The sequence below is a fragment of the Viridibacillus soli genome (assembly GCF_016612995.1).
Lineage (GTDB): Bacteria > Bacillota > Bacilli > Bacillales_A > Planococcaceae > Viridibacillus > Viridibacillus soli.
On sequence record NZ_JAEOAH010000008.1, the window covers coordinates 81,999 to 108,860 of the forward strand.

Here is a 26,862-nt window from a genome sequence, read left to right on the forward strand (position 1 = left end):
AGGGGGAGAGGGAATGAAAATATTTGATGCACATTTGCACATTATCGATTTTGATTTTCCGATTCAAGAAAATCAAGGGTATATACCACCGTCCTATTTAGTGGAAGACTATCAACATGCAATTAAGGATTTTGAAAGTGTTGGTGGCACCATTGTGTCAGGTTCATTTCAAGGATTTGATCAAGGTTATTTAATCAAAGCTCTAAAAGTGATGGGTCCTTCTTTTTGTGGCGTAACACAGTTGCCATTTAATACAACGGATCAAGACATTCTTAAATTAAATGAGCAAGGTGTTAGAGCTCTACGCTTTAACGTCAGACGCGGAGGATCTGAGAATTTATCAAAGCTGGATTATTTTGCAAGACGTGTCTACGACTTAGTAGGCTGGCACAGTGAATTATATATCGATGCTAAAGATTTGCTAGAGGTTAAAGAAGTGGTTCAATCATTACTTGCGATTTCTATTGACCACTTAGGCCTCTCAGAGGAAGGATTACCGAATTTACTCGATTTAGTGGAAGGCGGTGTACACGTAAAGGAGACTGGCTTTGGAAGAGTAGAATTAGATGTAGTCAAAGCGATGAAAGCCATTCATGATATAAATCCTGAAGCATTAATGTTTGGAACGGATTTACCTTCAACTCGTGCAAAACGGCCATTTAATATTAAAGATATTCATGTAATACTTGATCAATTTGATGAAAAAGATGCTAATTGAATCCTTTATGAAAATGCGATGCAATGGTATTCTCGTAGAAAAGCATATGATTACGAATAGATTTTAGATTATGCAACATATAAATCGGTCATAGGTGAAACAACTGAAAATAAGTATGGTAAATTAACGATAAATGAAGTATTAATTGATGGTGGTCGTTTACTTATTTGTTCGACATTTGAACTTGCAGAAGGTGTTGATTTTGACTATCAAATGTTTCCGAAGCTATCCGTTTTAATGAATGGACAGAATCTAACTCCGACTTCAGTTGGGCAATCAGTCGAATTAGATGATTCGATGTTTACGATTTATAGTGAAATTGAAATAACAGACATTCCACTTGGTGAGAATATCCAATTTCATATTGAATATACGCATCTAGACTTTGAAATACCGATAGATCAACCATGGATTTTGGATATAAATGTACCAAGTGAACGGATAGCGGAAACGAGTGAGACCATTCAGTTAAAGCAAGATATAGTGCTAGGGAATAACCAATCTGTCGATGTAGAGAAATTAGTATTGACTTCAATTTTAACGGTTTTTTATTATACATGGTCAGAAGAAGCTAATCACATTGCCTTTAAAATTGTCAGAGAATCAGAAACGGAAATACCATTTCACTCTGATAGCATTGATCCCGTAGCGTCTTCTATCCGCTATAAACCGTGGATTTAAAATTAGAAAAATACGATCTAGTACTGTATGAGCATTCAGCTAACCCTCATGCAAAGAATTCGGGTAAAGTGCCAGAGAAGTCGATATTGATTAATTCTTAATTTTAGGTTCAACGTCAATGTTGGGTGTAAAAACGCACACTCCCTAATGTAAACCTAATTTCGTGAAATTTACTGAACAATAAAATCTTTGTTTAAAGTTTTTAGTACCTGCTAAGATGCCATTGGAATTAGAAAAGGTATCACTTCGTCATAATGAGTGACAAAGTGATACCTTTTCTTCATTGATAGAATTAGTGAAGTGCACCATTTTATCTTTTTATTGTAATTTATCGCGAGATTCTATTATAAAGTAATCTTCATTATCTATTGAAATCACATACTTCTGGATTTTCGTTTCTAGTGATTCCGTTTCATAATCCTCACCGCTCGTAAACTCACCGTTTTCTCGCGCTACAAGCTCGAATTTATTGGACGAAATGGCTTTAATGCTTAGAATTGTATCAGGACCTAAAAAAATTGAATCTTCACCAGAAAATTTGTACATATACTCTTTGAATTCTGCAATTAATTTAGTATTAGAAGGAGAAATATAGTCTTCTAGTTCATAAAATTCGTGATTATTAAAGTCCGTTTCATATTCTTCACGGAACCTTGCATAATAATTTTCGAGATCAGAGCGATAATTATCTGCAATACTTGATAAGGCATTTTGTCTTTCTTCTTCTGCACGAGCTTGTTGAATAGATTCAAATGGCAATTCAATTTCAGGAGAATCAACCTTTACAATGGCCGATTTAATGCTCTTACCAGAATCATTTTTTCCGACAGAGTGAATCTGTACGGATTTATCAAGGGGGATAGGACCAATTCCACCTAGTTCAGCAAATTCAGCAACCGTTCTCTTCGTTGATTTATTATTAACGAAAACAATTGATGAATCTAAATCAGACATAATATAAACCATTGCCGCATTAATTTTGGGTGTGAAGTTATATGTATTATCCGTCTCAGGATGAACTTTCATAGTTCCCGAGTAGCTGCCCTTACCATAAGGATTGTTAATTGAAGCTTCCCATTTGTAATTCCCAGGGATAAATTTACCAACGTTGATAGCTTTATCAATAGAAGTTTTGACATTATAATCATCAACTGCAAATTTCACATCAGTAAGTTCACTTTCAACTTTAACATTTGTTGCATGAATCTTAAATTGAAGTTTATGATATAAGCCGCCTAATATTTTATGATCGACCACGCTGATAAGTTTATTGCCATCTTTATCTTCAATCGTATCTGGTAGGTTTCCATCTTCAATCGTTTGTATGGCCGCTGTTAATTGTCCACGTAAATTTGACCATCCATAATCATCCACATATTCAAAGAAACCCTTTGCATTACTACTAGTACCATCAGGAATCGAAAATTGCTTTAAAAATTCACTTGCATCTTCCTGAACAAATGCGTTTTGCATTTTTGCTATGTGTTTTTCGGGCGCCAAAGTATTTTTGACGATAAAATGAGTTACGATTAGTACTAGCAAGACGGATAAAGCAGTGAAAAGTCCATATTTTTTTTTCTTGCTCATTGGTTTTTTATCCTGCTGTATTGAGGGAGAACGTGACTCGCTTTCTTGTTGTGGAAGTGAACTACCACAATTCAGACAAAATTTTTCGTTACTTTGAATTTCATGATTACAATTTGGACATTGTCCCACTATTCGACACTCCTTTAAGTGTTTTCAGTACATTTGTATTTTCTATGTTAATATAACACGGTAATAGTTCTAATTACTATGTAAATTACAAATGTAAACATTTTTCTTAGTAATTATGTATAATTATACTGAATACAAAGTATGGGGAAATTGGAAAAGGAGTATTTAATATGACAAATGTACTGACGCAGCAAGAAATGAAGGATTTATCAAACAGTTTGCAACAAAAAAAATCGCAGCGAGCTACTCAAATTATTCATATGGGAGAAGAGGCCTACCGTTTACTTCGCTTTCAGCAGCTTAAATCTACGGAATTGGAGAAGCTAGCATCACAGATACTAGAAACAGATAAAACTATTTATGAAACAAATAAGAAATTGTACCGTGCAAAAATGAATTCTTCAGAATGTCCATCCTGCCATTCATCTTTATCACAGGATGCGAAATTTTGCGGATCGTGCGGACAGCCAAACCCACATTATAAAATTGATGAAGTGGAAGAAGTGGAGTGTACATATTGTCATGCATACATCGAAAAGGGCACTCAATATTGTCCTTGCTGTGGATCGCAAATAGGAGGAACGACTGATAATGAATTGTAAGGAATGTGGTAACAAATATCCTTCTAGTTATACCTATTGCCCAAATGATGGACATAAGCTTGGTGTTCCTGAAGAGTCATTTACTTATAAATATAACGAATATTGTACTTCATGTAATCAGCAAAATAAAGAAGAGTATCCATCCTGCAAAAATTGCGGTCATTCATTGTTACAACGTGTAGTGCAAAAAAAGGGATTTCAAGAGACAATTTCGAAAACAATCGTTCCAGAAATCAAAAAAAGTTTAAATAGAGTAGATTTGAATAGATCGAAGAATTTTATACAAAATCTTAATTTTAAAAGAGATTGGTTACTATGTATACCAATTTTTCTAGCAATTATAGTAATACTTACAATGCCGATATCTATAATCAAGTCATTCTTAAAGAACAAAGGATTTTTAGACAACTCAGAAATCGCATATATATTAGAACCGGGTAGATTAAGCTCTCTAATATCTGAGGAAGCTGGTCATCATGTTGTTATACCAAATATAATGAATATTTTTGCATTAACAAACCAAGTTCATAATATTAAAACCGAGTTTTCATTCTCGGCATTTCTTGCAGATAATCTTATCTCAGGAAGTGTCAATGGCTTAATGACATCAATGCTCGTTTTACCTATTTTAGCGTTATTAATTAGTGGTATCATTTTAGGCGTAATTGCAAAAAAATATAAACTATCACTTATTGCTGGAGTTTTCTTTTCAACAGTTATTTACACAATATTCTTATGGATTTCGAGTATTGCTGGTGCTGCAAAGTTGGATGGTAAATTAAATTCTTACTTTTTGTTTAGTATTACATATAGTCAATGGGATGCGATTGTAACAGGTTTAGCTTTATCGGCAATATTTGTTACCGTAGGTGCTGTATTAGCGTATTATAACAGGGATATAGTAACCTTTCTGCAGGAGCAAATTAGTGCAATTGGGTATGCAATATCTGTTGTATGTATCACAATGGTGGGTTTACTTGTAAATATGATTTATAGCAATTCCTTGCTGAAAAGTTCGAAGGAAATTGAAATGGATGAAGCCTATTTTATTCCATTAATACATGGACCGATTAGCGTTATTCATTTTTTAATGACACAATTTAATTCATTAAAATTTAGTACTAGTGGAGATGGTGATTTTGGTGATATTAAGACGAACTGGTTGTTTGGTAATACATTAACTGGAAGTGTGGAAGGTTTCGATTTATTCAATAATATACTCCTTATAGACAAATCGATTATTGGATCGAAAAGTATTCTCGTATTAATCACAGTCTTACTAATTGCTTCTATCGGCTATTTTTTTTATAATCGGCATCAGCTACAATGGAAGGAAATTGCGAAATTTGCAGTGATCTTCGCAATTGTACAATGTTTCATAATTTATTTAACAAACGTAGATATTTCCTTTGGAAGAAATGGAGATGTATATCGTCTATCGATGGAATTTTCCTATATAATGACATTTATAACGAGCTTTACTATAAGTGGTTTAAGTTTTACTTTAGGTGGGTATGTGTATAAATTATTTAAATAATGATAAATAGGGTTGTATCATAAGTTGTTTTTCTGACTTACAATCGCAGTTTTAAAATTACAGTGTACCTTATAAAATTTACTATTAATATTTCAGTGCTTTTTAGATTCGAGTAAAGGGAGGTCTATTTGTGGATATAGAATTCTTAGCAAGCGCGACAAAGTATAAGGAAGACGTTGCCCAAATGGTTTATGAAGAATTTGTCCTGAAAATAGGAGGGACAAAGTCGTTAAATGATGTGGTCAACTATTTCTCCAATACAAATGTAGATCAGTTTCCAATTACCCTTATTGCGTTAGATGATGAGAAATGTGTTGGGACTGTTTCAATTTTTGAAAATGACTTAAAACAGCGTCAAAACTATAAACCTTGGCTTGCTTCTCTTTATACTTTACCAGCGCACCGCAGCAAAGGTGTAGGTAGTCAATTGATAACTGAAGTCTTAAAGGTAGTAAAAGGTTTAGGTTATGAAGAAATCTATTTGAAAACTGAAAATGCTTCTGATTATTATCGTAATAGAGGCTGGGTTTATGTGGAGACATTAATAGATGCAAATGATGAAAGTATAGATGTTTTTAAACATAATTTGAATTGAATATCGATTTAAAGGCTAGTGAAATTTTGCTAGCCTTTTCTATTATAAAAAACGTAAAGTAAACTTGACTAACTAAAAACTGTAAAGTATACTTCACGTAAAGCTTCCTTTACAAGAAAGTGAGGGGGATTATGAAAAATAATATCAAAGATTTTCGAGCAATACACAAATATACGCAAGATGAGCTTGCTGAAAAGTTAGAAGTATCTAGACAGACAGTCATTTCATTAGAAAAAGAAAGATACAATCCATCGATTACGCTTGCGTTTAAAATTGCTCGGCTATTCAACTGTTCCATTAAAGATGTATTCATTTATGAGGATGAATAGATAGGAGGAGCACTTTTTTTGAAGGTGCAACAGTTACTCAAAAAGAAAAGTTTCTATTTTTATGAATTTAATTTAGACGGAAAAAATATCATTTATAAAAAAGACGAGTAGATACATAAATAAATTCATTTAGGGGAGAGATTATTATGTCTAATGAAAATTTTATTTGTAAGAAATGTGGTCATACTGAAACGGAAACAGGAAAAATTGGTAATAGTGGTTACGATAAAGTGAAAAAAGTGGATAAATTAATGTCTTTAGGTACTGGGATGTTCATCTCATGTTGTGCAAAATGTGGCGAGGTATTTTCAATGACCATTGAGAATCCAAATAGACTTTAAACTCAAATTCGGAAGGTGTGAAGACAAATGAAAGAAACAAAAATGGGCTTTATCATAATGGGATGTATTTTTGGTGTTATGGCGTTATTTATAAATGGAGTTTCAATAAGTGTAAATAAATTTCCATCTTCACTAATGCTAATTGCTATTTGTATTATGTGTTTTTGCTTATCCTACTTAGCACCTCACCTTACCGCAAAAGATGAACGAGCACAAAAAATAAAAGAGCGATCCATCTATGTGAATTATTTCATCCTAATAGCTGTAGTTTTAATATTAATGATAGTCTTTAACCCAGTTAGTAGTCTAAATATAGATGCTTACAATCTACTGACAATAATGATGACAATTTATATATCATCGGTATTTCTAACAATGGTGTATTATGCGAAGAAATATTAACTCTAGAGGATACAAAGTCGAAAGGTATAATGATTTTCGGGTTGTGCCAATATAGTTGCTATTTTTCATTTCATTTATTTGGTTAATGCAATATTTGAAGTATAAGAAGGGTGAGAAAACTTTGATTCTTGAGAAAGAATAATGATTGGATAAGTGAAACAAAGGAGGGATAGATTTGGGATACATTATGGATTTGAGAAAGATAGTAGGCTCTAGGCCACTGTTAATGGTAGGTGCTAGCGTGATAGTAGTTAATAAAAACAAACACCTATTACTACAACTAAGAACAGATAACCAGTGTTGGGGATTGCCCGGCGGATCATTAGAAATAGGTGAAACATTAGAAGATGCAGCAAGCCGTGAGTTAGCAGAGGAAACGGGACTTATTGCAGAAGAACTGCAGTTATTTAATGTTTATTCAGGTGAAAAATTTTATTACCAATATCCTCATGGTGATGAGGTTTATAACGTGATTACTACATATATATGTGAGCAATATAATGGTACTTTAAAAGCTGATTTTACAGAAGTGAAAGAATTGAAATTTTTTGAATTGCAATCATTGCCTTCAAATATTAGTCCTCCAGACAAACAGGCAATTGAGGATTTTAAACTGGGAACTTCATCAAAATAAGACATGTTCAAAAAATTGCTTATGTAAAATCTATTTGATACAGCAAATTGTGAAGGGTTAAAATAATTTGGAACGCAATTAAGTATACATAAAAACAAGCATCAAAATTGCTGTGTGAAGCCTATATAGATGACATAGGAACATAACCTTATCTTGTAGATGTTTATGGGGATTCAAAAACTGCTTTTGTTATTAAAGTTATTAGAAGAAACTTTTTTCTCCAAAAGCCATTTGTATAGCAGAAAAAAATGGTACTATAGTATGGGGTATTTTGATAGAGTAATACAAGGGAATGTGAAAAATTGTATGATATTCTGTCAGTAATATCCTATTAATATTATTATCATTTTTTGAGAAGGAGAATTTTACAACATGATTATGAAAGTCAAGAGAATTGGAGTATTATTTGCGGCTACTGTGTTGATTCTGAGTGCATGGATAGGGGTTGTGCCCAATACAGCAAAAGCAGCGGCAAAGGATTTCTACACAATTTCACCGAAAACAGTACCAGTGGATAAGGTGATGATGAAATACACTACATATAATAGTAATACCAAGCATTACTATGTACTTCGCTCCTATTTAGAGAAATTGGAGAAAAAAGGTGGCGGTACGCTTATATTGAAAAAAGGAACATACAAAATCAGTAATACGTTATATGTTCCTTCGAATGTAACGATTAAAATGAAAGATGGCGTAACTATTGTCAAAGGTCAGAAAACTGGTACAAGTAAATTTAAAGCCTCAAAATCAATATTTCAATTCATTAAACCGTCAAAAGCCAATAAATCAGGTGTATACGGCAAATATAATGGTGAAAAAAATATTTCCTTTATAGGTGAAGGTAAAGTAACAATTGATATGAAATATGAAAAAGATAGTATTGCCTTGATTATGGGGCATAATCAAAATGTAAAAGTAGAAAACATTCAATTTAAGAATATGTATTCGGGCCATTTTATTGAGCTAGATGCTTCTAAGAATGTAGTGATCCGAAAAAATACGTTTACAAATTCAAGGGCATCAGCAAATAAGAACAAAGAAGCCATTAATATTGATACACCGGATAAAACAACAGCAGGTTGGAGTCAAAATTGGAGTAAGTATGATAAAACGCCGAACCAAAAAATAACTATTGAAAACAATAAATTTAAGAACCTAGATCGAGCTATTGGAACACATAAATATTCAGGTAAAATGTATCATGATAAAGTAATCATTCGCAATAACGACATTGACAAAACACGCTTAGATGCCATTCGTGTCATGAACTGGTCGAATGCTGTTATTGAAAATAATATCATCCAGAATGTAGCAAATGGCAATGCAGTTACTCGCGGTATTTTAGCCAGTGGTGCAGTCTACCCAACGTTTAAAAGCAATACTTTTATTACAGTAGGACGAACAATTCAATTTATGGCTTGGAAAAACAGTGGTCCAGGCTCACAATACGATATCACGTACAATAAGCTAAATGAAGCTAATAAAAAAGCACTTCTAACAAACAAAGCCATTAACACTTCTGAAACGAGTATTCGAATTAATAATTCCTACAACCAATTCATACAAAATACTGAAAAAATTCAACTTACGTCAAAGTAAATTACTTGGATAAAAGAGACCTTTAACAAAATAAAGGTCTCTTTTTGATGGTATCTTAAGGTGTAAATTCACTGATAAGAATGTGGCGAGGTCTATAACGTTGACACATTGTGTGAGGAATTCAGTGTTTCATTAAAAGCGGATTATCTAAAGTTCAGTATTAAAAATTCTTTAAGAATGATTCTGTCGTTAATTTTTTCATACAGTAATCTAATTTCCTTGTTTTCAACATTTCTCTAAATAACGGAAGATTTAGTTGTGAAAACCATTGCCCAAATGAAGTGTATAACAGTATAGTTTAGGGTAGAGAGGAATCTAGTCTTATAAAGCTACCTTTTTTAAAAAAATGGATTTTCCTCGTGCAGTCAATTAATCAAACGAAATAGAGAAAGGATTTTTGCAATGAATATAAGTGAATTACAATCTTGGATATCAAAACTTGGACTTGTTCCGCATCCAGAAGGTGGATATTACAAAAGAACATTTGAATCTGAGGAACGGACTTCTGATAAAGAGTTACATGTAAATTTTGAAGGTCAAAGAAAGCTTTATACGAGTATTTATTTTCTATTAACGTCTAATGATGTATCCCACTTTCATCGTTTGAAATCTGATGAATTATGGTATTATCACGGTGGAAGTCCTTTAACAATCCATGTCATTCATGAAAATGGAGAGTATGAGGAAATTAAATTAGGAATTAATTTAGAAAAAGGAGAAGTTCCTCAAGCTTTAGTTCCTAAACATTCAATCTTTGGATCTTCTGTTATGGAGAAAGATGTATGCTCTCTAGTTGGTTGTATGGTTTCTCCAGGTTTTGATTTTCAAGACTTTGAATTGTTTACACAAGACGACCTTTTACTAAAATATCCCCAACACAAGGATATCATTATGAAGTTAGCGTACAAACATATTCCAAAATAAGTTATTTGAAAAAAGCTCAAACAATCTTTTATCATGACGGCATGGAGACAATGGACAAGAGACTAGATTTTTCAGCTACTATTGATAAGTCAGATACATTATTTTCTTTTAAGCTATGGTAAATAATAATGTTGATTTTAAAGACCTTTATTCGCAAAGGTCTTTTTTGATGTTACCATACAGATAATCTTGTTCCTGTATCATTTTCATTAGTAATATATTCAACCAGGCGTATTGCTTAACTAATTTTAACCATAACTATTAAAGTGGCAGGTTGATTTCCGCTACGGGATGCTCGCTTTCCGCGGGCAAGCACCGAGCCGCTTCCTTCACTACGCTCCGTGCAGAGTCTCGGTACGCGTGCATTTCCCGCAGGAGTCGAGCACCCTCCGCTACAATCAACTAAAAAGGTAGTAACATAAGTTAATATCGAACATAAAAAAACCATTTTAACGGTAAATAACAACTTAATACTTCCCTAATCAACACACCTGCTATTCAACATCTGCAAATCCACGTTCTTTTGTATTCTGGTATAATAACTTGATTTTTTCATAATTTTTGCAGTAGAGGGACATGTTAACTAACGGGGCGTTGAATTGATTGTTTTAACAGGGCCAGAATAGTTAAATATGAATAACATTATAAATTTATGGTAAAATATTTAAAATTAGATAAAATTTATGTGAATTATTGATTGGTAGAATTACGGTTGAATTGGGGGTGTAGGAGTTTGAATAATTCTTGGAACAAATTTATATATAAAATTGGATCCCCAATTTATGATAAGTTTTTTAATTCGGGTATCTTCTTAAATGCTCGAAAACGAATATTCCAATCAATACCATTCGATAGCAAACAAAAAGTCTTGTTTGTTGGTGTAGGGACGGGTGCTGATTTAGAGTTAATAAATTACGCTGACCTAGATATAACAGCAATTGATTATTCACCTGATATGCTTGGAAAAGCAAAAATAAAGTTCAAGGATTCTACGATTAAATTTATAGAAATGGATGCTCAAAATATGGTTTTTGAAGACGAATCTTTCGATTATGTAGTAGCAAGTCTAATACTTTCAGTTGTACCAGATGCTAATAAATGTTTTCAAGAAATCACAAGAGTTTTAAAGCACGAGGGAAAAATAATAATTTTTGATAAATTTGCTCCTAAAAATAAAAAACTTTCGTTACCAAAAGTGCTTTTAAGACCAATTATTAGCGTATTAGGAACTGATATTGGCCGAAGTTTTGAAGAATTAATTCCAAAAAATAATAAACATATAAAAGTAGAAGAAGATACACCAATTATGATGAATGGAATGTATAGGAAGATAATAATTGCAAAGATTCATTGATTAATGTTCTTCATTTAATGGGACAGTTTAGTTCAATAAGAAACTGTCAGAACAATACAAAACCGCTAGAGAAGAATTACATTCTCTAGCGGTTCCCTGTGTCTAAGCTAATTCAATTATATCATATTATTCCATAAATTGTAAATATATTTTTCATCATATTTTATAGGTAATATGAGTGAAGAAAAAGGGATAAAAGGATATTAAGATAATCGTCTTTTTAGAATTAAACTTTTATGAGGAGGGAATTTGATGGATTACGTTTATCATATGGTGTCTAAAATGACGGGAGAGGTTCTTATTTCTCATAATGAGATAAAATTGATACATCCCGAACTTTATAAAACCTACTCAAAAAAAGTATTCTGACCATCCGGAAAGGCCAAGTTTATTATTGAAAAGCGTAATGGCTTTTGTACATAAGAATTTTTCATTTAATTATTGGGGCTTTTTAGTTCAATAGGATTTTAATACAAATTTAATATTCTGAAGAAAATGAAAAGTATTAGGAGGCTAATAATAAGAAAACTTCAAAATAATTCGATTTTATGGTGGAGTACAATCTGAGTTATTTGAAATTGAAAGAAGATGTATGGACAGAGACAATAAAGTTATTAAATACCTGAACGAAGTTTTAACTAATGGAATCATTTTAGATGTGGGAGCTGGAAATGGATATACAGCAGAGAAGTTAATTCGTGAAGATCGCAATGTGATTGCTATGGAACCAGATGAAAAAATGATTGATCTTAAAGGAAATTTGATTTGGTCTAATGGAGTTGCTCAATCAATACCCTTTCATTCAAATACGTTTGATGCAATGTATTCAAATTGGGCATTCTTTTTTGATGGAATAACTGATATTGATGACGGATTAACTGAAGTAGAAAGAGTTGTTAGAAATGGTGGTCGTATTATCATTATAGATAATTATGGAGAAGATGAATTTTGTTCTTTTTCTTCACATGACATTTCAAGCATGGTATCTGAATGGGTAAAACGTGGATTTGACTACCACATAATAAATACAGAGTTTATTTTTGATTCTGTAGAAGAAGCAAAAAAACTCTTAACCTTCTATTTTGGAGAAAAGGGTAATGAAGTCAATAAAATCAGACTTGAATATAAAGTTGTTGCATATTCAAAAGTAGTGAAAAAAAGCTAAACATGTTTCTTCATTTAACAGAGGAGAAAATTGGAGGAGGTATAATGTCCAAGGAAGAAAAAGAAAGATTTAAGACTAAAGAACAACGAAAAAACTGGAGAGACTTTAAACAATGCGTAGGCTCAAGCCCGTATAAGGATCATCCAGCAGTGGGTGTTCAGACAGCTCTTTTCTTATTCAATTAACGGGTCAGGATAGTTGAACAAGGAAATTTAATTGAAGATGTCGAAATACAAAATAGAGGTGAATAAAATAGTACATAATATGAGATTATACGGAGAATATTTTAAAGCAATTAAAGAAGGCAAAAAGACAGTTGAGGTACGTTTAAACGATGAGAATAGGAGAAAAATTAAAATAGGTGATACTATCAAATTTATAAGAGTGCCTGAACAAAATGAAACATTAAAAGTACAAGTTACAGATTTAAGAAAATACGATACATTTGAAGAAATGTATGAAAATATTTCGTTTCAAGATTTTGATTGCGAAGGCTGGTCAATGAAGGCAATGGTAGAAGGAACCTATGAAATATATACACCAGAACAAGAAAAACGATGGGGAACATTGGCTATTACAATAAAGTATTAAACCAAAACTTATTCAACGGGGGCTTTAGTAGAAGATCTTAGAGCTGTTCAGACAGCTCTTTCTTATTCAACTAAAGGGCAGGTAGTTGAAGAAGGAAATAGTTGCATTTACATCGAAATATAATGTAATAAGCTAGATTGGAGTGCTTACAATGATTAAATTCTTTGAATACAACTGGCAGGTAAGAGATGAATGGTTTGACTGGTGCAATCAACTGACAATTAAAGAGTTGTTAAAAGACCGCAGGGGTGGAGTAGGAAATATATTATATACACTTTTTCACATAATTGATGTGGAATATAGTTGGATTCGTGGCATTCAAGGCAAAGATGATGTAGTATTTCAGTTTGCTGATTATAATACACTTGAAAAGATTAAATCACTTTCAGATAAATCACGAAATGAAATAGCTGAATTTATAAAAACAAATTTAGGAGGTTTAAAAGAAAAACTAGTCAGTGTTTCCTGGGATGAAGATAAATATACTTTTGATGAAATATTACACCATATAATTACTCACGAAATTCACCACATAGGTCAACTTTCTGTTTGGGCAAGAGAATTAGAACTAAGCCCTGTACCTGCTAACTTTATTGGAAGAGAGTTAACGAGGGGGTTTATTAATGAAAATGAATGAAAAAACATATCTAAGTATAGAAGAGATTATTTCATTACCAACCTTATCAGGTACAAGCATAAGTGATGATGGCAAAAATGTAGCATTTGTCAAGAAGACAGCTAACTGGAAAGACAATAAATATAGGAATCATGTATGGATATATGAAGAAGATAAGGGGCAGTGTTACCCATTAACAACTAGGGATATAGATAGTACATACCCATTATGGTCTCCAGATTCTAGAGATATCGCATACCTTAGCCCAGTTGGTGACGGGGATAATAAGAAAAATCAGATCTTTGTTAAGCCCATAGATGGTTATAGTGGGGTTCAAATTACTGATGAGAAAGAAGGGGTCAGTAAATTCAAATGGGAGCCTACTGGCAAGGGTTTTTATTATGTTGCACAGTCAAAAGAATCTGAAGCGATAAAGAAACGTAAGGAACTATATGGAGATTTCCATCATATAGGTAAGGAATACCAGAATAATTGTTTATATTAAATTGAAATAGAAAAAGTGATACAAAATGATAAATATGAACACGAAAATAGCGTTGTTTATCAACTAACTGATGGTAAGTATTTTCATATCCATGAATTTGATATTTCAAATGATGGGAAAAAGGTTGTATTTATGGCTACACCAAGTCCAACTAGGGGAGATAATATTAATGGAGATCTATACATACTAGATATTAAAGCTGGAGAGCTACAAAAGCTGAATATAGATAAGTTGTTGGGAGGGAGCGTTTGCTTTTCTCCTGAAGGCAGCAAAATATGTTACTCAGCAAGCATAATGGAGAAGGATTACTATAAGACCCATATACAAGACAGTACACTAGAGATATATGATATTAATAATGGAGAGCTAATTCAACCTTTAACAGATTTTGATAGTACGGTTATTCCATTACGGTGGACAGCTAAAGGGATTTTAATTAGATGGCAGAATAAAACTAATTATCTTATTGGGTTGTTATCTGAGAATGGCACTGTGGAAATGTTAAGCGAAAAAGTAGATAGCTTTATAATGGATGCTTCTATAACAAAGGATGGAAATTATATATCCTATAATAAGGCTATAACAAATGAAACCTTTGAAATCTATTTAGACGATAAAAAAATAACGAATGAAAATAGCTTTTTCAAAGGAAAGCTTAAAAGTAACAGGGAAATAATCTCATGGCAAAGTAGTGATGGTCTTGATATAGAGGGAGTTTTATCAACCCCAGTAGAGTTTGACTCAAATAAAAAATATCCCTTATTAGTGGTAATCCATGGTGGACCGGCTTGGGCATCCTTTCCAATATTTTCAGACTGTTTTAATGAGAAATATCCTATTGAACAGTTTATCGAAAAAGGCTTTATAGTTTTAGAACCAAACTACAGGGGAAGTTCTGGTTATGGTAATGAATTCTTAAAAGCAAACTATAGAAAACTGGGAATTGCTAACTACGATGATGTTATATCTGGAGTGGATAAACTAGTTGACAAAGGGATTGCAGATAAAGATAGAGTAGGGGTTATGGGATGGAGCAACGGGGGATATATATCAGCTTTCTGTTCTACATTTAGTAGTAGATTTAAAGCTATTTCAGTTGGAGGTGGAATTACTAATTGGAGTACCCATTATGTAAATACAGATATACCTTACTTTATTAGGATGTATTTAGGAAATGATCCATGGAATGATCCAGAGATATATACTAAAACATCACCAATGACATATATTAAATCAGCCTGTACGCCCACTTTAATCCAACATGGCGAAAAGGATGAAAGAGTTCCAACTCCAAATGCATATGAGCTATATCAAGGATTAAGGGATATGGAAGTTGATACAGAATTAATTATTTTTAAAGGAATGGCATATAGTTCTGACCAGCCAGGAATTAATGTGGCTATTATGAAGCAGAATTTGATGTGGTTTTCACACTATATTCTTGGAGAAAGTATGAAAGATTTTAGGGTTTTATGATAAATAAATGGATATCCTCACAGGATACATAAGGATGAAACAGTCTTCATAAGGAAGCTTTTTTTCTTATTTAGCCTGTGATTGTAGCTCTATGATTTCTATGTGAATTTCCACTGTATAATACTCTAGCAACTACATTGACTTACAAATTTATAGCAACGTTATGGCATTAAGCTCCCTTTACCTTTGTAGGTGAACGGAAATAATATAATCGTACAGTTATGAAACTGGATCCCTGCAAAAGAACTGAGCATTATTTCTCACTCAGTTCTTTTATTTACATAAAAAAAGACTTTTAACTAAACCTGCTAATAGTTTGTGAAGAATTACACTTAAACTAACGGGCGCTTTATTGGAGAATCGCATTCCAAAATAATCAATCTTTATTATAAAAATCAAACTAAAATAAATTAAGAACCAACTAAAGAGGGCTTGAAATTAACAGAAAAAGTACAAAAAGAACTCGCAGGCAAATATAAAGTTTCGCCTTCTACATTTGCAAAAAGACATGCAAATAAAATACAGTAACCCTCATTGCACTAACGGGGGCAAGAGTTGAAGAACCGGCTGCCATTTTTGGGCGGCTTTTTTTACTGGGGTACCGCCAACATTTCGGAAATATTGTACGCTAAGGGGGCGACAGGAACAACTTTATTTTTCGTGAACAGAACTTTTCCTGGGAAGGGTAGCATATTACCAAAATCCACTGTTCGCAAAAGACAGATTTAACGTTGATGAAATTGAAATTTTAGGAGCTAGATTCTTTGCCTGCAACTAATAGTCCTTCAGACAAACAGGTAATTGTGGATTTTATACAGGGTACTCGGTCTAAAAAGTTTAAGTCTTGCTATTTCAAAATACATACGGATAGTCTATTTGCCTTCAATCAAGCATATTGTATTAGTTGTAGACCAATACTACAAAATCATATAATTTCAAACTAATATGTTAAAATATCACTAACATAGGAATGTAAATTACTGAGGATGAGAAGGGGGATACAATATGGAAGACAACATATTGTTATCTAAGCTTATTCCACCAGAACCTGCTATACATTATATGAGACGAGCAAAGGTCATGAAAAAATTAGCGCGAAGTCATCAGACAAAGCTCACCATATTACATGGTGGAGCGGGTTATGGTAAAAGTTCCGCATTGGCACAATTTTTAGCAGATCAATCCAATGCTTTCTCTTGGTATCAAGTGACAGAAGATGATGACGATGTTTTGCCATTTTTACGTCACTTGTTTTATAGTGTGCGGAATGTATATCCTTCTTTTGGAGAAACAATGAATGGTTGGGATCAGCTTCCAATGTTTCCGAAAGTTGAAGAGTTAAATAAGCTGTTTACTCTGTTTGTAAATGAGTTTTGCAAGACGCGAGAACCTTTTTTTGTAATACTAGATGATTATTATTTAGTGGACCATATTTTTCATATTCATTACATCATGGAGAAATTGATATTACATTTACCACCCAATGTTCATCTCATTATTTCATCGAGAACATATCCTTCATGGGGATGTATACGGAATCTAAGATTAAATCATCAATTAGTTGAATGTGTAGAAGAAGATTTTGTTTTTTCAGCAGAAGAAATCCAAGTATTCTTTGAAGATTATTTTCAACATCATGTGACTGAAGAACAAGTGGACAGAATCCTCCAAACAACTGAGGGATGGGCTATTGCGATTTTATTTCTCGCAACGCAATCCATAGATTTAGAGAAATCTATGATTAAATTACAGAATCTTTCGACAAATGACTTTTTCAATTATTTATCACATGAAGTACTTGAAACGCTAGATGACTCTGAACAGGATGCAATTATGAAGTTTAGCATTTTTGAGACATTTTCGTACGAAATAATAGAAACGTTTTACGGGGAGACTTTTGCAGAGCAGCTTAAAAATCTTGTCAATAAACATGTTTTTATCCAGCCATTAAGAGGACACACAGAATTTCGATATCATGTATTATTTCAGCAATTTTTAGAATTGAAAATGATGGAAACGGATTTAGATACTTATAATGCATTTCATTTAAAGGCAGCAAAATATTTTACTCAGCAACGAAATCCTGTGAAATCTGTTTATCATGCGATGAAAACAAAAAATGAAGATTTGATCGCTTCTTCATTAGCTTATTTTGCTAATCAGTTCATAGAGGATGGAAAATTCGATTGGTTTATCGAACGTATCCGCGAACTATCAGAGAGTACAATGGCAAATCACTTTCATCTTTACTATTATGAAGGCGAAAGTCAGAGATATCGGGCACAATATGAAAAAGCAAAAAAAGCGTATGAAAAATGCATTACATTTGCAGAAGGGTACGAGTCTTATGATTATATTTTAAAAGCAAAGGCTGGGATTGCACATATCTATTTGGATACCATTCAACCATCACTTGCTGAAAATTATTTGCAAGAAGCACTTGAATTGGCAGAACGAGCGAAGTTAGAAGGAAATCACCTGCAATTGATACAAAAACAATATGCAGAAAATCTAGTGAATCTAGGGAAACCGTATGAAGCAGAAAAGTGGGTTTCAGATGTAGGGCTATCTTCCGAGATCGTGATGCGAGGAAATTTGGATGCAAGAATATTATTAAGGCAAGGCAAACTTCAGGAAGCAAGAAGCTTATTAGAAAATCGTTTGGACTCATATAGTCATATTTCGGATACGTATCGTGAGACCGATGTATTATATTCTTTCATTTTAATATTATTAGGTGATTATGTAAAAGCCCTAGAATCAGCAAATAAAAGCATCTTGAAAAAAGAAAATGAGCATGCACAATATATCCGAGCCGTAGCGCATCTTCGTAAAGGGCATACATTATTGGTCTTGAATCCAGGTGACATTACTGAAGCGGAACAGTGTTATAAAAAGACCATAGAGATGATGGATCGTATGGATGTGAAACGTGCAAAAGCCGAGTCATATATGGGGCTTGCCATTGTAAAAAGTCGGCAACATCAACTCGGTCAAGCACTTTTAAATGTAGAGTTAGGGTTAAAAGAAACGGAGAAAGTGCATGATCATTGGGTTTCAGCATTACTTTATGTATCGTTATCAATTATTTATGTAGAACATGAACAATATGTAGATGCAAAAGACGCTATTACAAAAGCGCAAAGTAAGTTTGAAAACTCAAAAGATTATTTTGGCTTGACAATTGTTAGCTTTTGGCATGCTTATATCGCTTATATGCAAAATGATGACGTTAAATTTGCGGCGAATTTTGAACTCTGTATGGCTACTATTGTAGAGAAAAAATATGATTTCTTTGTCAAAGGACAACATATCTTCGGTCCTCAGCACAATATAGTATGGTGGCAACTGATGCATCATTGGACGACATTACAACAATCACCAGCTAAAACCACACGTTTTTATCAATTATTAGAAGTGGATGTTGATATGCCTGTACCAGCGCATATGTATAATATTCAGCTATTTGGAGCTATGACGGTATATCGCGATGGTGAAGTAATAGTCGAAAAAGCGTGGCAACGAGAAAAGGCAAAGGAATTATTCATTTACCTATACTTGAATCGTACAAGATTTGTTTCCAAAGAAGAAGTAATTAATGTATTATGGCCAAAAGCTACGGAAGAAACAATGACAAGAGATTTTAAAGTGGCTTATAATGCCTTATTAAAAGTGCTAGAGCCAAATCGTCTTCCAAGAATAGAAAGTGCATATGTTGTTCGAAAACAGTCTATGTACAAGCTCATTACACAGCATTGTATGAATAGTGATTTAGATTTTTTTAGACAATTCATATCTTTAGGCATGCAACAGAAAAATCCTAATCTTTCGAATGAATGGCTTTTAAGAGGCATCCAAATATATAAAGGTGAATTTATTGCGGATAAGCGAAAATCAGAATGGCTACAAGATATACGAGAAGAATTGAAATGTACCTATATGGAAGGAATCGAACGCTTAGCACAGAATTATGTCCGATTAAAAGAATTTAGCAAAACAGTGTATTGGGCGGAGCACTTGTTGAAACAAGATAATACATGGGAAGAAGGGTATCGCCTAATCATGAATGGATATTTTCAACTTCAAAATCGTACTCAGGCTGTCAGATGGTTTGAAAAATGTGAACAAGTATTAAAGGACGAATTGAATATCGAACCAATGGAAACAACCATACAGATGTATGAGATGATTTTAAAATGACCTTATGTGAAAACGGAGGCTCAAGCTTCGTCCCCAGGAAAGCGTCCGCCGGAACGGAAATTAACGGCATCGAAGAAAAAGCCATGGCAGAAACGATTAATCGTTTCCGCAATGGCTAAAATTCATTTTATGGACTTTTTCAGTGCCCTCGTGAAAACGTAGGGTCTTTTTTCTTTGTAACTAATTTGTAACTAGGGTTAGTTATGATACCTCTACAGCAAGATGTAAGCGCTTTAAAAAATAAGAAGGAGGTAGTTAAATGAAAAAATGGTTGGCAGTTCTATTAGTAGCAGTAATGCTTTTACTCGCTGCATGTGGAAATGACAAGAAAACAAGTGAATCCTCTTCGGAAAAGGATGAAAAAGAAGGAGGAACAATTAAAGTCGGTGTATTGGCCTCTTTAACTGGTGCTTTGGAGTCCTATGGAAAACAAACAAAACAAGGCTTTGAACTAGGGCTAGATTATGCAACAGATGGTAAGAGGGAAGTTGCCGGTAAGAAAATTGAAGTTGTCTGGGAAGATACTGAAACTAAACCAGAAGTAGCAGTGCAAAAAGCAACAAAGTTATTAGAAGATGATGGGGTAGATTTCTTAGTAGGTTCTTCTAGTTCTGGAGATACATTAGCTGTCTTACCACTTGCGGAAGAATACGAGAAAATTATGATTGTTGAACCGGCTGTAGCAGACAGTATTACTGGTGCTGAGTTCAACCCATTTATCTTCCGTACTGCAAGAAACTCGTCTCAAGATGCTTATGCAGCAGCCGCAGCGATCGCTAAAAAAGGTACAAAAATCGCAACATTTGCACCAGATTATTCTTTCGGTCGGGATGGGATTAAGGCTTTTAAAGCAGCTGCAGAAAAGTTAGGCGCCGAAGTTGTTTTAGAAGAATATGCAGATCCAGCTGCTACAGATTTCACATCTAACTTACAAAAGATTATGAAGGCAAAACCAGATTATCTATTTGTTGTATGGGCTGGAACAAATTCGCCTTGGAATCAAATCGCAGACCTTAAGTTAAATGAAAAAGGTATTAAAATTTCGACAGGTGCACCTGATATCGTCGCCCTTCAATTGATGAAACCTTTAGTAGGTATGGAAGGATTCTCGGTATATTATCATACATTACCAAAAAATGGAGTGAATGATTGGTTAGTGGAGGAGCATAAAAAACGTTTTAACAATGAAGTGCCGGATTTATTTACCCCAGGTGGATTTTCATCTGCTGTAGCAATTGTTGAGGCATTAAAAAAATCAGAAGGTAATGCTGATGGCAATACTCTTATTCCATTAATGGAGGGCATGTCTTTTGATACACCAAAAGGAACAATGACGTTCCGTAAAGAGGATCACCAAGCATTACAACCTATGTATTCTATTAAGCTTGAAGAACAAAAAGGTGTTGACTACCCTGTACCAGTATTAATTCGTGAATTAACACCTGACGAGACAGCTCCACCAATTCAAAATAAAAAATAAGTATACGAGAGTTCAGACCATAAATTTGGTCTGGCTCTCTTCAAATCTTTTTACATAAGAAGTTTTTAAGAGAGCTAGACCTAGGAGGAATGAGCATGGAACCTATCATTCGGACAGAAAATTTAAGTATTCAATTTGGGGGACATCGTGCAGTTGATGGGGTAAATTTTAAAATGCAAGCAAAGCATTTCAAATCTATTATTGGTCCAAATGGTGCAGGAAAAACTACTTTTTTCAACTTGCTAAGTGGTGAATTGAAGCCAACAGAAGGAGAAATTTTTTTAAGAGGGAAATCATTAGCAAGTGATTCATCTATCGAACGTACGCGAAAAGGACTTGGTCGTTCTTTTCAAATTACAAATGTATTTCCAAATCTAACAGTCTTGGAGAATGTTAGGCTTGCAGTGCAATCTCGTGAAAAGGTTCGATTTAACTTTATCAAACACTATTTACAATATAAAGCGATTACCAATGAAGCAGTAGAAAAATTAGAGCAAGTACTGCTGGGTAACAAGGTTAATGCAGTTGCAAGTCAACTGTCTCATGGTGAAAAGCGAAAACTAGAAATTGCGATGTTACTAGCATTAAATACGGAAATATTACTATTGGATGAACCAACTGCGGGTATGTCTTTGGAAGAAGTACCTACTATTTTAGAGGTGATACGTTCAATTAAAGAACAAGGAGATAAAACCATTCTTCTAATTGAGCATAAGATGGATATGATTTTAGATCTTTCAGATTCTATCATGGTGCTCTTTAATGGAAAGCTTTTAGCAGATGGAACGCCTTCAGAAATTATGGACAATGAAACAGTACAAAACGCGTATTTAGGAGGGCTATATGATGAACAGCTTATTAAAACTTGATCAGCTGCAAACACATATCGGACAATATCATATTTTACAAGGAATTCAATTTGAAGCAATAGAAGGGGAAGTATCAGTATTACTAGGTAGAAATGGTGCGGGTAAAACGACTACTTTAAAAACCATTATCGGTTTGACACCTGCTTCTCACGGAAAAGTGATGTTTGAAGGGCAAGAAATTACAAAAAGAAAGACTTATGATATTGCAAATTTAGGTATTGGTTATGTTCCAGAAGATCAAGGGATTTTTAAGGGTTTAACGGTGGAAGAGAATATGAAAGTTGCTATTCGTAAAGAGACAGATGAAGTATGTGAAAAACAAGCATATATACTTGAGTTATTTCCTGATTTGAAAAAGTTTTGGAAAAAGGCTGGAGGCCATTTATCTGGGGGGCAAAAGCAAATGCTTTCAATGGCAAGAGCATTTGTAAATGACAGTAAACTCTTATTGATAGATGAGCCCTCAAAGGGATTAGCTCCAATCGTTGTAGAAAAAGTAATGGAAGCTATTACAGAAATGAAAAAGAAAACAACGATTATTCTAGTTGAACAAAATTTTATTATGGCCAGTCGTATTGGTGATACCTATACATTAATTGATGATGGTAAAACCGTTCATTCAGGGTCTATGGCTGAATTGATTGGAGATGAGGAATTGAAACGGAAATATTTAGGCATTGGTTAGGAGGGATTTAATATGGATTTATTTATTAATTTATTTATAAATGGTCTAGCCACAGGTATGCTGATCTTTTTATTAGCATCAGGATTGACACTTATTTTTGGTTTAATGGACGTCTTAAACTTTGCGCATGGAGGACTCTTTGTTTGGGGCGCTTATTCTGGCATCTTCGCTTATACATGGTCGGGAAGTTTTATAGTCGGAATACTAGGTGCGATTGTAACAGGGTTTGTCTTAGGATGGGTCACTGAGAAATTAATCATTACACCAGTATATGGCAATCATGTACAACAAATCTTAATAACACTTGGTTTTATGCTTGTACTATCAGAACTTATCAAGGTTGTTTTTGGACCTAATGGCATTCCAGTAGAAGTACCTTCTTATTTAGCAGGTAGCTGGGAATTTGGCGAAGTCATTTTGATTAAATATCGTATTTTTATTATCTTTATTGGTTTTGTTATTTTCGGAATATTCCAATATGTATTGAAGAAGACAAAAATTGGTTTAATCGTTCGTGCTGGTGTGATGGATAAAGAAATGGTGCAAGTATTAGGGATTAACATTAAACGTGTTTTTTTATTTGTTTTCATGACAGGGTCAGCAATGGCGGCATTTGGCGGGATGCTTATGGCTCCTTATTCGGGCGTGATTTACGCAGAGATGGGAATGGAATATGCCATTTTAGGATTTATAGTAGTCGTAATAGGAGGAATGGGAAGTTTCTCTGGTTCATTAATGGCAGCAATTCTAGTGGGACTTGCCGGTAGTTTTATGGCGTACTATGTTCCATATCTATCATTAGCGGTTAATATGATTTTGATGGCTATTGTATTAATCTTCCGTCCACAAGGCTTATTCACGAATGCAAAGGAGGGCTAGAAAATGGGACAGGAAAAATATTATTCTCTTAAAAATGTGATCTTCTTAATCATTATAATAGCACTCATTTTCTTTCCCTATGTTGCAGATTCTAGAACGTTAACGATACTAATGACCCAAGTATTTATCTTCAGTATATTAGCCATGAGTTATGATATTTTACTTGGTTATACCGGAATTGTGTCATTTGGCCACGCTATGTTTTTTGGAATAGGCGCTTATACAACAGCCATTTTACTTAGTATGTATGACAATACGATGATGATTTTCCTCATCTCCATTATAGTAGGTATGATTTTTACTGGTTTTGTTAGTTTCTTAGTAGGGTTACTGACACTTCGTTTAAAGAGCCATTTCTTTGCCATGTTGACATTGGCTATTTCAGGTTTGTTTTTAGTTGTTGCCGAGAAATGGCGTACTGTTACAAAAGGTAATGACGGTTTTACTTTCAGAGCTCCGGATCTCTTCAGAGATCGCGTTTTCTTTTATTTCTTCGTCTTAGTCTGTCTTGTTGTCGCATTCCTTGTACTTAGACGATTTGTAACTTCGCCATTAGGAAAAGTACTAATTGCAGTTCGTGAAAACGAACAACGAACACGATCATTAGGATTTAGAACATTGCACTACAAGGTGATTGCTTCAATTGTAGCAGGTGTTGTTGCCAGTTTGTCAGGGTCACTTTATGCCATATCTCTTCGTTTCGTCAATACAAGCGTTATGTCAATGGATATTACATTAGATGCACTGTTAATGACGATTATCGGGGGTGTCGGCACACTTGTAGGTCCAATTGTTGGAAGTTTCGTAATTGAAATTGCTCAACATTATCTATCAGGATTAGCTAATGATTATCCGATTTTTGAACGGTGGATTATCTTCTTCGGAATGCTCTATATTCTAGTAGTCATCTTCTTCCCAAAAGGTATTGTCGGTACAGTATACGTGAAATATTTGACTTGGAAATCGAAGAAATCCAGACCCCAACAGCCGAAACAATCAGTGCCATTGGTGAAGGATAAGGAGCGATTAGAATGAATATAGGGATTGTGAGTACAGGAATCTATTTACCTAAAAAACGCATGACATGTGAAGAGATTAGCCTACAAGCAAACATCCCAGTTAATATTGTCAAAACAAAATTAGGGATTATTGAAAAGGCGATTGCAGGACCTGAAGATCATACAGTACAAATGGCAGTATGGGCTTCTAAAAGAGCCTTAGAAAAGACAAATCTATCCCCACGAGATATTGATGTCATTATTTATATCGGTGAGGAGCATAAGGAATATCCATTGTGGACAGCAGCTATTAAGATCCAAGAGGAAATAGGTGCTTTAAATGCATGGGCTTTCGACGTGCAGCTTCGCTGTGGAACGACGATAATGGCAATGAAAGTTGCAAAAAGTTTAATGCTAGCAGATGACAATATTCATACGGTCTTACTTGCAGGAGGGTATAGAAATCATGATTTTATCGATTATACAAATGAACGAACAAGATTCATGAATAATTTAGGCGCTGGCGGTGGAGCTATGATTTTACAAAAAGATGTGAAGGAAAATATCGTGCTTGAAAGTGATTTAATAACGGATGGATCTTTTTCAGAAGATGTTGTTGTACCAGTTGGTGGAACAAAAAAGCCATTAACACCAGAATTACTACAATCAGGCGCATATAAATTAGATGTTTTAGACCCTGAAGGCATGAAGACACGGCTAGAGCAAAAATCATTAAGTAACTTTTTAAAGGTAATTCGCCAATCTCTATCGAAGAGTGGATATGACGAAACTCAATTAGCTTATATTGCCATGCTTCATATGAAAAAATCAGCACATGATTATGTACTGCATTCACTAGGGTTAACTGAATCAAAGTCAATTTATTTATCAAATTACGGTCATATTGGTCAAATTGATCAAATTTTATCGTTAGAGTTAGCTTTAGAAAAAGGCAAAATAAAAGACGGTGACATTATTACGCTTGTTAGCGCAGGAATTGGTTATGCATGGGGAGCAGTAACCATTCGATGGGGAACACATGAGGAGGAGATCGTATGACATTACAACAAGAAATATTAAAAAAGGTGCAGATATCTAACGGAGAGACGATTGCTTATCGTGAAAAAGCAGGTGGAGAGGAGCTACTAATTCTTGTTCATGGCAACATGACATCTTCAAAACATTGGGATGTACTGATGGAAGAACTTGATGGACGATTTACAATTCTATCACCAGATTTAAGAGGATTCGGTCAATCATCTTATCATAAACAAGTGTCACATATTCGTGACTTTAGCGAAGATTTAAAGCTATGGGTAGATGCTCTTGGGTTAAAGGATTTTACTTTAGTAGGATGGTCTACTGGGGGTGCTGTTGTCATGCAATTTTGCTCAGACTATCAAGGTTTATGTCGTAAATTAATCCTACTAGCTTCCGCTTCAACAAGAGGCTATGCATTTTATGCGTCGAACCTAGATGGTACACCAAATCTGTTAAAGAGGTTACTTACAATAGACGAAGTAGAAAATGATTCAGTAAAAACTATACCTATGCAAAATTTATATGATACTGGGAATCGTGAAGGATTAAAAGCAGTCTGGAATGCCCTTATTTATACAAACAAGCAACCATCAGAATTGCAGTATGAAGCCTATATAGACGACATGCTTACACAGCGTAATCTTGCAGATGTTTATCATGTGTTAAATACATTCAATATTAGTACGACAAAGAACGAAGTAAGTAACGGACAAAACGAAGTAGCGAAAATCCAAATACCGACACTAATTATTTATGGTGATCGTGATTATGTAGTACCTGAAAGTATGACAAAAGAGATTATAGAGGATTTTGAAGGACGCGCAAATGTGGTGAAACTAAGCGACTGTGGCCATTCACCTTTAATAGATGATTTACCGCAATTAGTTAAGCAAATTGAACAATTTATATAACGGAGGGGTTT

25 protein-coding genes and 3 pseudogenes are annotated in these 26,862 nt (G+C 34.0%); 25 read left to right on the top strand and 3 right to left on the bottom strand.

Annotated elements, in window-relative coordinates; genetic code table 11:
* Positions 1 to 13: 13 nt before the first annotated feature.
* Both JFL43_RS09100 and JFL43_RS09105 read left to right on the top strand, forming a co-directional pair.
* On the top strand, positions 14 to 718 hold the full coding sequence (locus tag JFL43_RS09100) for an amidohydrolase family protein (protein WP_200748789.1): 705 nt from the start codon (positions 14 to 16) through the stop codon (positions 716 to 718).
* A gap of 237 nt (positions 719 to 955) precedes the next feature.
* A complete protein-coding gene (locus JFL43_RS09105; RefSeq protein WP_200748790.1) occupies positions 956 to 1,399 on the top strand; it encodes a hypothetical protein in 444 nt (147 codons plus the stop codon).
* Positions 1,400 to 1,717: 318 nt separating this feature from the next.
* Here JFL43_RS09105 and JFL43_RS09110 read toward each other — a convergent pair whose 3' ends face one another.
* Together JFL43_RS09110 and JFL43_RS23455 are read right to left on the bottom strand one after the other, a co-directional pair.
* Positions 1,718 to 2,986 (bottom strand): TcaA 3rd/4th domain-containing protein, encoded by a 1,269-nt coding sequence (locus tag JFL43_RS09110; protein ID WP_234447686.1) that lies wholly within the window; start codon positions 2,984 to 2,986, stop codon positions 1,718 to 1,720.
* Between the two features lie 60 nt (positions 2,987 to 3,046).
* Positions 3,047 to 3,115, bottom strand: a pseudogene (locus JFL43_RS23455) (zinc-ribbon domain-containing protein); the annotation flags it as partial.
* 170 nt (positions 3,116 to 3,285) lie between these two features.
* On the opposite strand from JFL43_RS23455, the gene JFL43_RS09115 reads away from it, so the two are divergent.
* The 8 genes from JFL43_RS09115 to JFL43_RS09150 all read left to right on the top strand — a co-directional run bounded on the left by JFL43_RS09115 (position 3,286) and on the right by JFL43_RS09150 (position 9,157).
* Entirely contained in the window at positions 3,286 to 3,717 is a 432-nt protein-coding gene (locus JFL43_RS09115) for a zinc ribbon domain-containing protein (RefSeq protein WP_200748792.1), read from the top strand.
* On the top strand, positions 3,707 to 5,254 hold the full coding sequence (locus JFL43_RS09120) for a zinc ribbon domain-containing protein (RefSeq protein WP_200748793.1): 1,548 nt from the start codon (positions 3,707 to 3,709) through the stop codon (positions 5,252 to 5,254). The genes JFL43_RS09115 and JFL43_RS09120 overlap by 11 nt, the downstream gene beginning before the upstream one ends.
* Positions 5,255 to 5,384: 130 nt before the next feature.
* Positions 5,385 to 5,849, top strand: coding sequence for a GNAT family N-acetyltransferase (locus JFL43_RS09125; RefSeq protein WP_200748794.1), 465 nt, complete (start codon positions 5,385 to 5,387; stop codon positions 5,847 to 5,849).
* A gap of 131 nt (positions 5,850 to 5,980) precedes the next feature.
* The gene (locus JFL43_RS09130) at positions 5,981 to 6,178 is read left to right on the top strand and encodes a helix-turn-helix transcriptional regulator (protein ID WP_200748795.1); all 198 of its coding nucleotides are present in this window, start codon (positions 5,981 to 5,983) and stop codon (positions 6,176 to 6,178) included.
* A gap of 146 nt (positions 6,179 to 6,324) precedes the next feature.
* Positions 6,325 to 6,519: a hypothetical protein gene (locus JFL43_RS09135; RefSeq protein ID WP_200748796.1), complete on the top strand. Its 195-nt coding sequence runs from the start codon at positions 6,325 to 6,327 to the stop codon at positions 6,517 to 6,519.
* Positions 6,520 to 6,546: 27 nt separating this feature from the next.
* Entirely contained in the window at positions 6,547 to 6,921 is a 375-nt protein-coding gene (locus JFL43_RS09140) for a hypothetical protein (RefSeq protein ID WP_200748797.1), read from the top strand.
* A gap of 175 nt (positions 6,922 to 7,096) precedes the next feature.
* Positions 7,097 to 7,555: an NUDIX hydrolase gene (locus JFL43_RS09145; RefSeq protein ID WP_200748798.1), complete on the top strand. Its 459-nt coding sequence runs from the start codon at positions 7,097 to 7,099 to the stop codon at positions 7,553 to 7,555.
* A 372-nt stretch (positions 7,556 to 7,927) separates the two neighbouring features.
* Complete coding sequence (locus JFL43_RS09150) at positions 7,928 to 9,157, top strand: right-handed parallel beta-helix repeat-containing protein (protein ID WP_200748799.1); 1,230 nt, start codon at positions 7,928 to 7,930, stop codon at positions 9,155 to 9,157.
* Positions 9,158 to 9,326: 169 nt separating this feature from the next.
* Here JFL43_RS09150 and JFL43_RS09155 read toward each other — a convergent pair.
* Positions 9,327 to 9,452 (bottom strand): annotated as a pseudogene (locus JFL43_RS09155) (IS4 family transposase); the annotation flags it as partial.
* Between the two features lie 107 nt (positions 9,453 to 9,559).
* Here JFL43_RS09155 and JFL43_RS09160 point away from each other — a divergent pair.
* The 15 genes and pseudogenes from JFL43_RS09160 to phaZ all read left to right on the top strand — a co-directional run bounded on the left by JFL43_RS09160 (position 9,560) and on the right by phaZ (position 26,851).
* The gene (locus JFL43_RS09160) at positions 9,560 to 10,081 is read left to right on the top strand and encodes a cupin domain-containing protein (RefSeq protein ID WP_200748800.1); all 522 of its coding nucleotides are present in this window, start codon (positions 9,560 to 9,562) and stop codon (positions 10,079 to 10,081) included.
* A 733-nt stretch (positions 10,082 to 10,814) separates the two neighbouring features.
* Positions 10,815 to 11,435, top strand: coding sequence for a class I SAM-dependent methyltransferase (locus JFL43_RS09165; RefSeq protein ID WP_200748801.1), 621 nt, complete (start codon positions 10,815 to 10,817; stop codon positions 11,433 to 11,435).
* A 592-nt stretch (positions 11,436 to 12,027) separates the two neighbouring features.
* Positions 12,028 to 12,600 (top strand): class I SAM-dependent methyltransferase, encoded by a 573-nt coding sequence (locus JFL43_RS09170; RefSeq protein WP_200748802.1) that lies wholly within the window; start codon positions 12,028 to 12,030, stop codon positions 12,598 to 12,600.
* 44 nt (positions 12,601 to 12,644) lie between these two features.
* A complete protein-coding gene (locus JFL43_RS09175) occupies positions 12,645 to 12,785 on the top strand; it encodes a hypothetical protein (protein ID WP_200748803.1) in 141 nt (46 codons plus the stop codon).
* 37 nt (positions 12,786 to 12,822) lie between these two features.
* On the top strand, positions 12,823 to 13,191 hold the full coding sequence (locus JFL43_RS09180) for an ASCH domain-containing protein (protein WP_234447687.1): 369 nt from the start codon (positions 12,823 to 12,825) through the stop codon (positions 13,189 to 13,191).
* A 151-nt stretch (positions 13,192 to 13,342) separates the two neighbouring features.
* Entirely contained in the window at positions 13,343 to 13,828 is a 486-nt protein-coding gene (locus tag JFL43_RS09185) for a DinB family protein (protein ID WP_200748804.1), read from the top strand.
* A pseudogene (locus JFL43_RS09190) lies at positions 13,815 to 15,788 on the top strand (S9 family peptidase). The gene JFL43_RS09185 and the pseudogene JFL43_RS09190 overlap by 14 nt, the downstream one beginning before the upstream one ends.
* A 1,005-nt stretch (positions 15,789 to 16,793) precedes the next feature.
* On the top strand, positions 16,794 to 19,988 hold the full coding sequence (locus JFL43_RS09195) for a BTAD domain-containing putative transcriptional regulator (RefSeq protein ID WP_200748805.1): 3,195 nt from the start codon (positions 16,794 to 16,796) through the stop codon (positions 19,986 to 19,988).
* Positions 19,989 to 20,247: 259 nt separating this feature from the next.
* On the top strand, positions 20,248 to 21,468 hold the full coding sequence (locus tag JFL43_RS09200) for a substrate-binding domain-containing protein (RefSeq protein ID WP_200748806.1): 1,221 nt from the start codon (positions 20,248 to 20,250) through the stop codon (positions 21,466 to 21,468).
* Between the two features lie 95 nt (positions 21,469 to 21,563).
* The gene (locus JFL43_RS09205; protein WP_200748807.1) at positions 21,564 to 22,337 is read left to right on the top strand and encodes an ABC transporter ATP-binding protein; all 774 of its coding nucleotides are present in this window, start codon (positions 21,564 to 21,566) and stop codon (positions 22,335 to 22,337) included.
* A complete protein-coding gene (locus JFL43_RS09210) occupies positions 22,315 to 23,022 on the top strand; it encodes an ABC transporter ATP-binding protein (RefSeq protein WP_100796902.1) in 708 nt (235 codons plus the stop codon). The genes JFL43_RS09205 and JFL43_RS09210 overlap by 23 nt, the downstream gene beginning before the upstream one ends.
* Before the next feature lie 12 nt (positions 23,023 to 23,034).
* A complete protein-coding gene (locus JFL43_RS09215) occupies positions 23,035 to 23,901 on the top strand; it encodes a branched-chain amino acid ABC transporter permease (RefSeq protein WP_100796903.1) in 867 nt (288 codons plus the stop codon).
* Positions 23,902 to 23,904: 3 nt separating this feature from the next.
* Complete coding sequence (locus tag JFL43_RS09220; protein ID WP_200748808.1) at positions 23,905 to 24,936, top strand: branched-chain amino acid ABC transporter permease; 1,032 nt, start codon at positions 23,905 to 23,907, stop codon at positions 24,934 to 24,936.
* Positions 24,933 to 25,958, top strand: coding sequence for a 3-oxoacyl-ACP synthase (locus tag JFL43_RS09225; RefSeq protein WP_200748809.1), 1,026 nt, complete (start codon positions 24,933 to 24,935; stop codon positions 25,956 to 25,958). Before JFL43_RS09220 ends, JFL43_RS09225 begins: the two co-directional genes overlap by 4 nt.
* Complete coding sequence (gene phaZ, locus JFL43_RS09230) at positions 25,955 to 26,851, top strand: intracellular short-chain-length polyhydroxyalkanoate depolymerase (protein WP_200748810.1); 897 nt, start codon at positions 25,955 to 25,957, stop codon at positions 26,849 to 26,851. The genes JFL43_RS09225 and phaZ overlap by 4 nt, the downstream gene beginning before the upstream one ends.
* Positions 26,852 to 26,862 lie beyond the last annotated feature (11 nt).